This window comes from Hymenobacter arcticus (assembly GCF_054779975.1).
This window is the reverse complement of the sequence record NZ_BAAGXF010000006.1, coordinates 91,560-104,553: the sequence shown is the minus strand read 5'-3', so window position 1 is coordinate 104,553 and position 12,994 is coordinate 91,560. Positions and strand designations below refer to the sequence as shown.

Annotated in this window: 12 protein-coding genes; 5 read left to right on the top strand and 7 right to left on the bottom strand. The window is 63.8% G+C overall.

Going from position 1 to position 12,994, the window contains the following annotated elements:
- Positions 1-6: 6 nt before the first annotated feature.
- Positions 7-570: a YeeE/YedE family protein gene (locus tag ACYVGC_RS12415; protein ID WP_460584149.1), complete on the top strand. Its 564-nt coding sequence runs from the start codon at positions 7-9 to the stop codon at positions 568-570.
- A 6-nt stretch (positions 571-576) separates the two neighbouring features.
- Positions 577-984: a DUF6691 family protein gene (locus ACYVGC_RS12410; protein WP_460584148.1), complete on the top strand. Its 408-nt coding sequence runs from the start codon at positions 577-579 to the stop codon at positions 982-984.
- A 343-nt stretch (positions 985-1,327) separates the two neighbouring features.
- On the opposite strand, the gene purH is transcribed toward ACYVGC_RS12410, so the two are convergent.
- A complete protein-coding gene (gene purH / locus ACYVGC_RS12405) occupies positions 1,328-2,875 on the bottom strand; it encodes a bifunctional phosphoribosylaminoimidazolecarboxamide formyltransferase/inosine monophosphate cyclohydrolase (protein WP_460584147.1) in 1,548 nt (515 codons plus the stop codon).
- Between the two features lie 232 nt (positions 2,876-3,107).
- Here purH and ACYVGC_RS12400 point away from each other — a divergent pair, with 232 nt between their 5' ends.
- Genes ACYVGC_RS12400 through ACYVGC_RS12390 form a run of 3 tightly spaced genes read left to right on the top strand, consistent with a single transcriptional unit; the run spans position 3,108 to position 5,720 of the window.
- Positions 3,108-4,343 carry an acyl-CoA dehydrogenase family protein gene (locus ACYVGC_RS12400; RefSeq protein ID WP_460584146.1) on the top strand — a complete coding sequence of 412 codons (1,236 nt, stop codon included), beginning with the start codon at positions 3,108-3,110 and terminating at the stop codon, positions 4,341-4,343.
- 29 nt (positions 4,344-4,372) lie between these two features.
- The gene (locus tag ACYVGC_RS12395; RefSeq protein WP_460584145.1) at positions 4,373-5,104 is read left to right on the top strand and encodes a PIG-L deacetylase family protein; all 732 of its coding nucleotides are present in this window, start codon (positions 4,373-4,375) and stop codon (positions 5,102-5,104) included.
- A 10-nt stretch (positions 5,105-5,114) separates the two neighbouring features.
- Entirely contained in the window at positions 5,115-5,720 is a 606-nt protein-coding gene (locus tag ACYVGC_RS12390) for a class I SAM-dependent methyltransferase (RefSeq protein ID WP_460584144.1), read from the top strand.
- Positions 5,721-5,744: 24 nt separating this feature from the next.
- Here the strand turns inward: ACYVGC_RS12390 and ACYVGC_RS12385 are convergent, their stop codons facing one another.
- The 6 genes from ACYVGC_RS12385 to iscX all read right to left on the bottom strand — a co-directional run bounded on the left by ACYVGC_RS12385 (position 5,745) and on the right by iscX (position 12,994).
- Positions 5,745-6,980: a glycosyltransferase family 2 protein gene (locus ACYVGC_RS12385; RefSeq protein WP_460584143.1), complete on the bottom strand. Its 1,236-nt coding sequence runs from the start codon at positions 6,978-6,980 to the stop codon at positions 5,745-5,747.
- 226 nt (positions 6,981-7,206) lie between these two features.
- Positions 7,207-8,481: a BamA/TamA family outer membrane protein gene (locus ACYVGC_RS12380; RefSeq protein ID WP_460584142.1), complete on the bottom strand. Its 1,275-nt coding sequence runs from the start codon at positions 8,479-8,481 to the stop codon at positions 7,207-7,209.
- A 129-nt stretch (positions 8,482-8,610) separates the two neighbouring features.
- On the bottom strand, positions 8,611-11,079 hold the full coding sequence (locus ACYVGC_RS12375) for an outer membrane beta-barrel protein (protein WP_460584141.1): 2,469 nt from the start codon (positions 11,077-11,079) through the stop codon (positions 8,611-8,613).
- 305 nt (positions 11,080-11,384) lie between these two features.
- On the bottom strand, positions 11,385-12,344 hold the full coding sequence (locus tag ACYVGC_RS12370; protein WP_460584140.1) for a geranylgeranylglycerol-phosphate geranylgeranyltransferase: 960 nt from the start codon (positions 12,342-12,344) through the stop codon (positions 11,385-11,387).
- Positions 12,345-12,456: 112 nt separating this feature from the next.
- A complete protein-coding gene (locus ACYVGC_RS12365) occupies positions 12,457-12,651 on the bottom strand; it encodes a cold-shock protein (RefSeq protein WP_223651647.1) in 195 nt (64 codons plus the stop codon).
- Between the two features lie 106 nt (positions 12,652-12,757).
- Entirely contained in the window at positions 12,758-12,994 is a 237-nt protein-coding gene (gene iscX / locus ACYVGC_RS12360; RefSeq protein ID WP_460584139.1) for a Fe-S cluster assembly protein IscX, read from the bottom strand.

Genomic DNA, 12,994 nt, shown 5'->3' with positions numbered 1-12,994 from the left:
CTAGTTATGCTTGATTTTTTTCGGCAATCCTGGCCCTGGTACGTGGCCGGGCCGCTCATTGGGCTCACGGTGCCGACACTGCTGCTCGTGGGCAATAAGGTGCTGGGTATCAGCAGCTCGCTGCGGCATATGTGCGCGGCGTGCGTGCCGGTGGGCATCCCGTTTTTAACCTACAACTGGCGCGCCGAGGCCTGGAACCTGTGGTTTGTGCTGGGCATCACGCTGGGCGGCTTCCTGGGCTACCGCGTGCTGGGCCACCCCAACGTGGTGGCCATTTCGGCGGCCACGGTGCACGACTTGCGCACGCAACTGCACCTCACCGACTTCTCGGGCCTGCTGCCGCGCGAGCTGTTTGCGCTCGACAACCTGGCCAACTGGCGCGGCTGGGTGTTTCTGGTGCTGGGCGGGTTTTTGGTGGGCTTTGGCACGCGCTACGCGGGCGGCTGCACCTCGGGCCACGCCATTTCGGGCTTGTCCAACTTGCAATGGGTGTCGCTGGTGGCGGTGGTGGGCTTCTTCGTAGGTGGGCTTTTTATGACCTGGGTGGTGTATCCGCTCCTCTTCAGCTAAACGCGCATGAAAAACCTTAAATACCTGGTGCTGGGCACGTTATTCGGCATTATTCTCACCAAGAGCGAAGTCATCAGCTGGTTTCGGATTCAGGAAATGTTCCGCTTCCAGGCCTTCCACATGTACGGCGTCATTGGCTCGGCCATCGTGGTGGGGCTGGTTTCTATCCAGCTCATCAAGCGCTATAACCTCCGGACTATCAACGGCGAAGCCATTACGCTGACCGACAAAAAATACAGCCCCGGCGTCTGGATTGGCGGCCTGCTATTTGGCCTGGGCTGGGCGCTCACGGGCGCGTGCCCCGGGCCCATGTTTGCCCAGCTGGGCAGCGGCGCCCCGGCGGCGGCCGTGCTCCTTGTGGCGGCGCTGGCCGGCACCTGGACGTACAGCGCCCTGCGCGAGCGCCTGCCGTAAGCAATGCGTAGCGCCTAACGAGCAACTGACCGTCGATTGCTCCTTACTCCTTGATGAAGCGGCTCAACCACCTTTTTTCAGTTTGCTGGTGGAGCAGGTGCGGGCTTTTACCGGGCCACGCTCACGGCGCGGCGCGGTAAGAACCCGGCCTGGGGCGGCCACCGCGGGCCACCACGGATAGTTGCGCCGCACTGGCGGGCACTCTTTTGCGTGATTCAGTGGTCCTTAACCATACGCCCGAACGCAAGGAAGCAGCTCATTCGCCCGTATGATTTAACGGGACGAACGAGCTGCTTGTTTATGCTCAGCTTAAAGCACTATCTAACAGATAGTTAGCTGCTTGCTAGTGCTTAAAGTGGCGCACACCGGTGAGCACCATGGCCAGGCCGAGGCGGTTGCAGGCGTCAATCGAGTCCTGGTCTTTAATGGAGCCGCCGGGCTGCACCACGGCGCGCACGCCGGCGGCGGCGGCAATCTCCACGCAGTCGGGGAAGGGGAAAAACGCATCAGAGGCCATCACGGCCCCCTTCAGGTCGAAGCCGAAGCTGGCGGCCTTCTCGATGGCCTGGCGCAGGGCATCCACGCGCGAGGTTTGGCCCACGCCCGAAGCCAGCAGCTGGCCGGGGCGGGCCAGCACGATGGTGTTGCTCTTGGTGTGCTTGCAGATTTTGTTGGCAAACTCCAGGGCGGCCACCTCATCGGCCGTGGGCGCGGAGGTAGTCACGGTGCGGAAGTCGGGGGCCGTTTCGATTTGCAGGTCGGCATCCTGCTCGATGATGCCGTTGAGCAGGGTTTTAATTTGCTTTTTCGGAAACTCTACTGGCTTCTGCAACAGCAGGATGCGGTTCTTCTTGCTTTGCAGCACGGGCAGCGCCTCGGCGGCAAACGCCGGCGCGATGAGCACCTCAAAGAACAGCTTGTTCAGCTCCTGCGCGGTGGCCAGGTCCACCTCCTGGTTCACGATAATCACGCCCCCGAAGGCCGATACCGGGTCGCAGGCCAGCGCGTTGGTATAGGCGGCGTGCAGGTTTTCGGCCTGGGCCACGCCGCAGGCGTTGGTGTGCTTGAGGATGGCCACGGCGGGCGGCCCGCCCGCAAACTCGCGCATGAGCTGCACGGCGGCATCCACGTCCACCAAGTTATTGTAGCTCAATTGCTTGCCGTGCAGCTGGTCGAACAGCGCCGCCAGGTCGCCGTGGAAAGCGCCGGCCTGGTGCGGATTTTCGCCGTAGCGCAGCGGCGTGGTGGGCTGGTCCTGGCGGCTGGCGGCTGGCGTAGCGCTCGTTGCCAGGCTGGTGCCCTGGCTCATGTACTTGAAAATCTCGGTGTCGTAGTGGCTGGTGGCGGCGAAGGCGGCGGCGGCGTAGTGGCGGCGGTCGTCGAGGCTGGGGCTGCCGTTGGTGGCTTCCAGGAGCTGGGCCACGGCCTCGTACTGGTCGCGCGAGCTGATTACCAGCACGTCGCGGTAATTTTTGGCGGCGGCGCGCAGCAGGGCAATGCCCCCGATGTCGATTTTCTCAATCACGTCCTGCTCGGGCGCACCGCTGGCCACGGTTTCCTCGAAAGGATACAAATCAACCACCACCAGGTCGATGGGCGGAATGCCGTGCTGCTCGGCCTGGGCGAGGTCGCCGGCTTCGTGGCGGCGGTGCAGGATGCCGCCAAACACCTTGGGGTGCAGCGTTTTCACACGGCCACCAAATACCTCGGGGAAACCCGTCAGGTCTTCTACGGCAACTACTTCAGCACCTTGCTCTTCGAGAAATTTTTGGGTGCCGCCCGTGGAATAGAGTGTGACACCGAGACGGCGCAGGGTAGCAACGAGCGGGGCCAGGCGGTCCTTGTGGTACACGGAGAGCAGGGCGGCGCGAATGGGGCGAGCGGCAGACATTGGCAGGGAAAGTTTGGGGGGTAAAATGCTGTGCGGAGCGCAAAAACTGCCTCCCCCCTACCCGGCCAACCGCGGTAAGGGCTTGGCGCTGCAAAGGTAGGCCCGGCTATTCGGGGGGCCGGCGGGCTTTTTCAGAAAAAGTCAAAAACCCGCTGGTTAGGTCTGCTGGTAACTCCCAGCCCTAGTTTGGAGTTATGCTAGCTTAATCGTCTGCTCACGCACGCGCTCCCCGATGCTCGACTTTCCTGCCGCCAACCCGCTACTCATTCCTTCGCCACCTAAGGCTACTACGTTATCGCCCACTACACCCGCGGCCATAATAGCGGCGGCGACGCGCCTGGCCCCGCGCCTGCTGGCCCAGGCCGCTAGCACCGACGAAATCGGCGGTTTTCCTACCCAGGAAATGACCTGGTTGCACGAAGCCGGCTTGCTCACGGCAGTATTGCCCGGCAGCCTGGGCGGCGTGTGCCTCGGCGAGCCTACTACGGCGCTGCCCCTGCTGCAAGCCCTCTACCATGTGGGGCGGGGCAACCTGGCGGTGGGCCGCCTCTGGGAAGGCCACGTAAATGCCTTATTATTAATACGTTGCTTTGGCAGCGCAGCGCAACTGGCCCGCGCCGCCGCCGATGCGCGCGCCGGCCACGTATTTGGCGTGTGGAACACCGAAAACCCCGCCGAAGGCGTGCACCTGGACGCGCGGCCTATGGTGCCGGGCCACTACCGCCTGCGCGGGGCCAAAACGTTTGCCTCGGGCGCGGGCCACATCACGCGGCCCGTGCTTACGGGCGCGCTGCCCGATAACAAAGGCTGGCAATTGGTGCTGCTGCGCGCCGACCAGCAGCCACCCCAGCTTGACCGCAGCTTTTGGCGGCCCTTGGGCATGCGGGCCACGGCCAGCTTCCGCGCCGATTTTACGGGCCTCGAAATTGGGCCCGATAACCTAGTGGGTGCCCCCAACGACTACTACCGCGCCCCGTGGTTCGGGGGCGGGGCGGCGCGCTTTGCGGCCGTGCAGTTGGGCGGGGCCGCGGCCGTGCTCGACGAAACCCGCCGCTTTCTGCGCCGCCTCGGCCGCACCGACGACCCCTACCAGCGCCAGCGCCTGGGCGAGCTGCTTGCCCTGCACGAAACCGGCCAACGCTGGCTGCGTGGCGCCGCCGAGCACGCCGCCCTGCCCACTACCGCTGCCGAGCCGCTGCCCCTGCCCCGGCTGGCAGCGCTCACGGCCTACGTCAATGCCTTCCGTGGCACTACGGAAGACATTTGCCTGCAAACCCTGCGCCTGGCCGAGCGTTGCGTGGGCGCGCGTGGCCTGCTCCAGCCCGAGCCCTTCGAGCGCCTGCACCGCGACCTCACGCACTACCTGCGCCAACCCGCCCCCGACGGCGCGCTGGCCGATGTCGGGCGCTTCGCGTTGGATTCGGACCTGCCGGCCTATCAGCTTTTTGGGCAATCATCTATTTCGTAAATTATTATTTAACAAATAGTTGCGCCTCAATGAGTGACTTGCCTTTTGACTCTTATCCGTTGCGGCCGGCCAGCTACGCGGCCACGCTGGGCCGCACCGTCATCGTCATTCCGCACCCCGATGATGAAGCTCTGGGCTGCGGCGGGCTACTGGCGCTGCTGCGGCAAGCGGGCCAGCCGGTGGCCGCCGTGCTGGTGAGCGACGGCACCATGTCGCACCCGCATTCGCACGATTTTCCGGCCCCGGCTCGCCGCGAGCTGCGCTACGCTGAGCTGCGCCACGCCCTGGCCGTGCTGGGGGTTGACGAAAACCAGGTGCTATACCTGGGCCTGCCCGATAGCCAGGTGCCCAGCGCCGGCCCAGCCTTTGAGGCCGCCGCCGCGCAATTTACCAACTTCATCACTGAGCAGCAAGCTGATACAGTACTCACTCCCTGGCGGCGCGACCCCCACCCCGACCACCGCGCCAGTAGCCAGCTCACGGCCGCCGGGCTAGCTCAGCTGCCCCAGCCCCCGCGCCGCCTCGAATACGTGGTATGGGCCTGGGAGCGCGCCGCCTCCGCCGACCTGCCCCAGCCCGGCGAAGGCACGGGCTTCCGGCTAGATATTGCCGCGGTGCTGCCCCAGAAGCAGCGCGCCATTGCGGCCCACCGCTCGCAGCTCGCGCCCGGCACCATCACCGACGACCCCAGCGGCTTTTTGCTGTCCGAACATATGCTGGCCCACTTCACCCAGCCCACCGAAGCCTTTATCGAAGCCTAAGCCAACGCTTATGAATACCAATCAACCTAATACGCTGGGCACTAATTACTTTGATGACGTGTACCGGGCTAATACGGACCCCTGGGCCTTCGCCAGCAGCCCCTACGAGCGCCAGAAATATACCGACACCCTGGCCGCCCTCACCCGGCCGCGCTACGAGCGGGCCTTTGAAATAGGCAGCTCCATTGGGGTGCTCACGGCGCAGCTGGCGCTGCGCTGCGGCCACCTGCTGAGCGTGGACGTGAGCGAGGCCGCCCTCACCCAGGCCCGGCAGCGCTGCGCCGCCCTGCCCCAGGTGGAATTACGTAAACTACAAGTACCCAACGAGTTCCCCGAAGGGCAATTCGACCTCATCCTGCTTTCCGAAGTGGGCTACTACTGGTCGCCCGCCGACCTGGCCCGCGCCGCCGACCTCATGCTGGCGGCCTTGGCCCCCGGCGCCCAGCTCCTGCTGGTGCACTGGACGCCCGTGGTACCCGACTACCCACAAACGGGCGATGAAGTACACGATTTTTTTCTACAAAAAGTTAGCGAAGAAGGCATTATAAAACACCTGCACGGGCACCGCGCCGACAAGTACCGGCTCGATTTATTCGAAAAAGTGGCAACTACCTAGCTGTTTGCCGGGCTAAGAAACGCGCTATGCCCCCGCAACCCCGGCGCGCAAATACGCGCGCAAATCGCGCATGGCCCCGGTGAGCGGCACGGGCAACACCGCGCCTCGGGTAGCCTCTATCCATTGCCACAGCTGGCCAAATGAAGTGGCCTGCCGCGCCTGTTGCAGCAGGTCGGTGGTGGGTACTTCTACGGCGCGGGCCAGGCGGGCCAGTTCGGGGCCGGGCGCGTGGGCCCCTTGCTGCCACCAGGCCCGCAGGCGGCGGCGGGCGCGCCACACGCGTACCAGCTCGTGCGGGCAAGGTACCTGGGGCTCAGCTTGTTGGGTGGCCAGGTTTTCCCACTCGCGCAGCTGCCACGACAGGCCTACTTCGACGCGGCCGCAGCGGCGGGCCGAGGTATATACTTGCACGTGCGGGCTGTGGCGCACCGGCAGGTCGTGTTGCAGCAGCAGCTGCCACAGGGCTTCATCTTCCAAAAACGGCACTACCGGCAAGCCCCCTACCCGGCGGTAGGCGCGCACCGTGAGGGCCAAGCTGGCCCCGTAGTGCTGGTGGTGGCAGGGCCAACGGTCGGCGGCGCAGGGGTCTACCAAGTCTTCCAGCTGGCGCAGCAACACGCGGTAGGCCGCATCGCGCAGCTGAATGCGCCGCACGGGGCAGGGTTCCACGGCGGCGGCCGTTTGGGTGAGAATGCGGCCGCCCACGGCTTCGGCTCCATTCTCCATTTCGCGCAGCGTGGCGGCCAGCCAGGTGGAGGCCACCAGCGTGTCGGCGTCGGTACTCAGCAGCACGCCGGTGCCGCCAATAGTGGCTTCGAGGCGCTGGGCAGCCACATCGAGCAGCAAGCGGCGCGCCCGGCCCACGTGGGCCTGCGGGCGTGGCAGCTGCACCTCAGCCACGTGCAGCACCAAGTTGGGGTGGCGGCGCGCGGCCTGGCGCACAGCGGCAGCCGTGCAGTCTAAGCAGTTGTTGGCCAACACAATAACCTCCAACATACCAGCCGGCACCGTTTGCCCACTAAGGGTAGTTTGGGCAGCAAGGGCGGCCAAAGTAGCCGGCAGCGTGGCCGCTTCATCCTTGGCCGGAATGATGACGCAGGCTTGCAACGCCTCCCGGGGCGGGGGTAGCTGGCGAGCCAGGGCACGCTCGACTTGGTGCAGCAGCTGCTCTTCGGTGGGCGGCGACAAGAGGGCCGGTGGGGCGGTCGCCGTAGCTTCGCGCGTAGCGTGGAAGCGAACTGGCTGGGCTAGTTGGTCCATAAGGAGGAATGTGTACGCCCAAGCTCCGGGGAGGATAACTACTTCTTGTTTTATTTTTGTTTTTACTGCAAATATTCACCAATCTTTCATCTATAAATTTTTACAACTTACTTATAATCAATCAAATAGTTTATTCAAAGGTTAAGCTATTTATTTTAGCCAAAAAAGCGGGGCCGCGCCACCAGTTGGTGACGCGGCCCCGCTTTTTTGGCTAAGTCCAGTCTGCTTAGAAGGCCTCGCCGATGGCGAAGTACAGCCCGGGGTCTTTGCCAAAGGCGTAGTCGAAGCGCAGGTTTACCCGGTCGCGGCGAATGAGGTTAAAGCGGGCCCCAATGCCGCCGGCCGTGTGCAGGCCGCCGAAGCTATAGTCGCTGAGGTTGTAGCCCACCTGGCCCACGCCGAGGAAGGCAGCCCCGTCGATGCGCCAAAACAGGTGCTGGCGCAGCTCGGCCTGGGCCGACACCATCTGCCGGTCGCGGTAGCGCTGCTCATAAATGCCGCGCATCAGGTTGGCGTTGTTATAGAGCGTGCCGCCCAGGTTGGCGCCCAGGCCGGCCAGCCCGTACCACGGCACATCACCCGAGTGAAACTGCCCCGAAAATTGCAGCGCCAGAATAGTTTTGTTGCTGAATATCGGCTGGTAGTGCCGGGCATCAATCTGGTAGCGCACAAAGTTGTAGTCGGAACCCACGTACTTGCCGTTGAACATCACCTGCAAGTCGAGCAGGCTGCCTTTGGAGGCGGCCAGGGCCACGTCGCGGCTATCGTAGGTATACACCGGCCCGAGACCCGAGAGGCTAAAATTCAACGTCTGGCGCAAGTCCGCGCGGATGCGCTGGTCTTGCAGAAAGAAGTTGCGTTGCGCCAAGTTGTTAGGGTCGGTTATGGCAATGTTGTCCCCGTTATCATCTACGCGACCCTGTTCCTGGCTGAGGTTATACACCCGCGATAAACGATACTGCAAGCCCAGAAACTGATTTTTAGCTATGCTCTTCTGAAAGCGCTGGTTGATGATAAACAGCTGAAAATCAAGAAACGAGCGATTACTATTTTGGGTTTGCGGCGCGTCATTGCCAATTCCAAAGTAGTAAAGCCGGTTTTTATACGAGCTGATTTCGCCGTTCAGGTAATATTTCTCGCCCGGCGAATAGATAGTGTGCACAAACTGCAAGAGCGACTGGCTTTTCTGGGTGGTCCAGAACTGCACCCGGGCGTTGGAGGCGCGGGTGGTAGTATCGGTACCCAGCCGACCGCTCAGCAGGCCGCCCAGGCCGTAGCCAGCCCCGGTTTCCTGCTGGTAAAACAGCACGGGCACGGGTAGGATAGTAATCTTATTACCAGACTTGGCTTCCTTGACCGGGCCGGTAACGGGTGGGTTAGCGACGGGTGGGTCGGTGGCCGGCGGGCTAGTGACGGGCGGGCTGGTGGCCGGTGTATCCTGGCCATAGCTCACCAAAGCACTGCCCAAAAAGGCAGCTACTAGTAGCGGAAAAATGCGCATAAAAACGATAAAATGGAAGCGTGTGGGAACATCAACGAATTTTAACTGCTAGCGGTTGGCTTCACGGCGCATTACAAATCAGTTAGCTGCATGTAGCCAGGCAGTTACGCTGCTACATCCGCTATTCATCTACTGCCCGGCTGCGCGGCGCAGCTCCTCCTCGGCCCCGGCGGCGCGGCGGCGGGCGGCGGCCACCTTGCCATTGCCAAAGCGGTAGCTAAAGGCGGCCGTGACCACCCGCGTATCCTCGCGCCGGTAGTAGCTCTCCGTAAAGTTGTCGTAAGTAGAAGCCACGCGGGTGGGCACGGTGTAGAAGATGTCGGCTACGTTCAACCGCAGGGTAGCTTGCTTGTTCCAAAGGCTTTTTTGCACGCCCGCCGTCACCTGCCCGCGGGGCTGAATGACCTGAAACTGAAATACTTCGCGCGACTCGTAGAAGCCGTTTACCTCGGCCACCCAGCCGCGGGGCAGCACAAAGCTGTTGTTGAGGGTGAGGTTGGTGGCAAAGCCGCCGCGGTCGAGGGTGGTGCCGGCCAGCGCGCCCTGGTAGCGGTTGTAGTAGAACAGGCCGTTGGCGTAGAGCGTCCACCACTTGGTGAGTTGCAGGGGCGCGGTGAGCGTGAGGGTGTAGAAGTGCTGGGTGCTCAGGTTCACGTCGCGGTTCACCACCAGCTGGCCGCCGTCGGGGGCGGGCTGCACCACGTTTACGAGGGGCTGGCTGGTGCGGGCGTAGGCCAAGGCAGTGGTGAATTTCTGCTTGTAAGTGTGGCTCACCTCCACATTATAGCTAGTGGCGGGCACCAGGTCGGGGTTGCCGGCGCGGTACGAGGTAACGTCGAGGTACGAGCGAATGGGATTGAGCTGCACGTAGCTGGGCCGGTCGATGCGCCGGCCCGCCGCCAGCGCCAAGGCGTGCTGCTTGCTCAGCGTGTGCTGCACCAACACATTGGGAAACAGCTGGATATAATGACGTTCGTTGGCGGCCCCGCCCAGCGTTTCGGCCCGGGTGTTAGCTTGCTCGGCGCGCAGGCCGGCTTGCAGCGTGGTGCGGGCCCGCGCCTGGCGCAGGCTCACGTAGGCGGCGTTCACATTTTCACGGTACCGAAACTGGCTGGAAATGGCCAGCGCCGGGGTCGTCACGCCGCTCACGGTGTTGGCAAAGTCCACGTCGCTGTCCGACGCTACCCGGGTCACTTTGGCCCCAGCATCGAGCCGCGCCCGGTGGGGTAGCGGCTGACTAAAATCGGCCTTCAGCGCCCCAATATCGAGGTTGCTGCGCTGGTCGCCACTGAGCAAACTGGTAGGCTGCGCCGGTGCCTCAAAGTAGGTATTGAGCGCCAGCAGCCGGGTGGTGTGGTAGCGGGCGTAGTCGGCATCGACGGTCACGAAGCCCGCGTTGGCCGAGTCAGCCAGGGCGTGGCGCAGGTTGAGGTTGAGGCTGCCGCTGGGCCGGTTGATGTCCTGGGCGGCGTTGCCCGAATAGCGACCGGTGGGCTGCCCGGCCCCGTCAAACACCTGCGTCTGGCTGGGCGTGTCGGAGGTGGTGCGCGCCACCAGCGTGCTCACCGACATGCCCAGCAGCGTGCGCTTGCTCAGGTTAAGGTCGAGGCCCACCTTGCCGGTGTGCGAGCGCAGCTGCGAGGCCTGGTCGTTGTATTGCAGCGTGCGGCGGGCCGGCATTTGCGGCGTGGCGGCAAACTGCCGGTCAAAATCGAGCCGCAGAAAATTACGGCGGTCAGCATAGGCGTAGTTGGCGTACAGGTTGAGCTTCTGGCGACGGTAGTTGAGACTACCGCCGCCCGTAAACTTTCCCAGCTCACCGCGGCCGTAGCTGGCATTGGCGCTGCCGTTGAGCCCCAGGCGCTGGTCCTTCTTGAGGTTGATGGCAATCACGCCCGCCCCACCCTGCGCATCATAACTAGCTGGTGGATTAGTAATTAACTCCAGACTTTGCACTTGCTGGGCGGGCAGGGCGCGCAGGTAGTCGGCTAGCTCCTGGCCGGTGAGCGGCACGCGCTTGCCATCCACCACCACCAGTACGCCCTGGCGGCCGCGCAAGCTCAGGTTGTTGCCGGCATCAAGCGTCACGCCCGGCGAGCGGCCCAGCACGTCGAGCGTGGTAGCCCCGGCCGCCAGGGGGCTGTCGGCCACGTTGGCCACGGTGCGGTCGGCCAGGCGCTCGTAGGGCGGCTTGCGGCCCGTCACGGTCACTTCCTTGAGGGCCGTGGCCTGGCTGGCAGCCAGTTGCAGGGGCGCCAGGGTTAGCCCGGTGGCCGGCAGGACAAACGCCGGGCTCCAGGCGCGGGCAAAGCCCACCTGCGCCACCGACACCAGGTAGCGCGGGCCGGCCGCCGCATCCAGCCGAAACGCGCCGCTGGCGTCACTAAACTCCGTTTTTACCACCACTGAGTCGGTGGCGCGGTGCAATGTGACGGTGGCAAATTCGAGAGGGCCGGCCGGACCAGTAACCTGGCCGCTCACGGCGGCCCGCGTTTGCGCCCGGGTGGCTAGTGGCCCCGCCAGCGCCAGGCAACCAAAGGCGGCGCGCACTGGCCAAAGACCTAACCGGGTACGCTGCACTAGGGTAAAAATGAGCATATAAGGAAACGAATAGAATAAAAAACCGGCCACCTACTCTTCACAGCGCACTATCTTCCCCTAGTATGAAGCATTAAAGCTCCCTTACTTTATTCTACTTAATTATTAAGGTCTGTGTAGTGGCTGCAAAGATGAGCCCCACACCACAAGAAACCAAGCGAACTGGCCGGCTCGCCGGCTATACTAGTTGAACAGCCGGGCAGGCCCGCAACAGGCTGACCCAAAAACTTCTCCCCCGCGACTTTCACCGGGCTCCACGCCCAGCACGTTCGCCTTGCTTCGTTGAAATATAATATGCAGATGCTTTATACCAGCAGCATACTCAAAATGCCCGCCAGCATAATGCCCTTGCACCACGCGCTGAGCTGCCGGAAGTGCCGCCGACGGTCGGCGCGGGCCAGCCGGCGCGCCAGCTCCAGCAGGGGCAGCAGCACCAGCACCAGCAGCCAGGCGGCCAGCGGCCAGCGGCCCCAGGCCAGCAGCTGCCCGGCCGCACCCAGCACCAGCGCCAGCAGGCAGGCCAGGAAAAACCCGGCCACCCACTTGCTGCGCGCCACGCCCCACACCAGCGGCAGGGTGCGGCAGCCGTGCTGCGCATCGCCGCGCATATCCTCCAGGTCCTTCACTATTTCGCGCACCACCGTCAGCAAAAAAGCCGCTAACGCATAGAGCCACACCGCTTTGGGCAAGTTAAAGCTGCCGATTTTGGGGAGCAGGGCCGGCAGCAGCACCAGCGCCGCCGTGAGCGCCGCAATGCTGAGGTTGCCCACCAGCGCCAGCCGCTTGAAGCGGGCCGAGTAGCCCCACAACAGCGCCGCTGCGCCCAGCGTCACCGCCCCCAGCCGCCACGACAGCATCAGCGCCAGGGCCACGCCCAGCCCGCTCAGCACCACGTGGGCCAGCATGGCGTGGCGCCGCCGCAGCAGCCGCCCCACCACCAGCCGGTCGGGCCGGTTGATGGCGTCAATCTTCACATCGTAGTAGTCGTTGATGATGTAGCCGGCCGCCGCCACCAGCAACGCCGCCAGCACCAGCAGCCCAAACCGCGGGGCCAGCAGCACCGTACCTAACGGCTGCCCCGGCAGCAGCATGGTGCGCACCAGCCCCAGGCTCAGCAGCATAATGGCCAAGTTGGGCCAGCGTACCAGGCCCGGCAGTGCCCGCGCCAGGTGGCTGCCCCGGCCGGGGCCGGGCAACAGCTGCTCCTCACCGCTCCCGGGCGGGGGCGGGCCGGCGGTGGGCGCAGGCAGCGGAGCGGTGGGCATGGGGCGGGCGAAAGCTGCCGAAGATACGGCGGCCCCTACCCCCACCACGCAAAACGCCCCCACCGGCAACCGGCAGGGGCGTTTGGGCTACTTACGCAGCGAGGTCAGTGGTTCACACGCGGCGCACGTTCACGGCATTCACGCCCTTGCGGCCTTCCTGCGTTTCGAACTCCACGCGGTCGTTTTGCTGAATCTGCCCGCCGTTGAGGCCGGTGATGTGCACGAAGAAATCTTCCTTCGTGGTGTCGTCGGTGATGAAGCCGAAGCCTTTGGCTTCGTTGAAGAATTTTACAGTCCCGGTTTTCATGTGTTCGGCCAAAAAAAGAAATCACTACCGGCCCCTTGCTAGCCTGTGGCTACTAGCGGGGCCTTGGTGGTGTCATACGCAGGCCCGCGCGTGGGGTTTAGCCAGCTTATTGGTGGTCACGCCACTCGTACACCCACTTGGCCTGAATCTGCTCCAGGTGGCCTTCGTTGGCCTGCTCGCGGGTGCCCTCAAAGTTGGGCAGGCTCAGCACCCAGTCGATAAGCTCGGTGAAGCGGATGCGGTAGATTTTGGCCTCCGTGAAGTCGGCGCCAAACTTTTCGTACAGGGCAATGGCCACATCCTCGTGGTCGGCCCACTGAATGGGCGGCTCGTAATGGTTCAT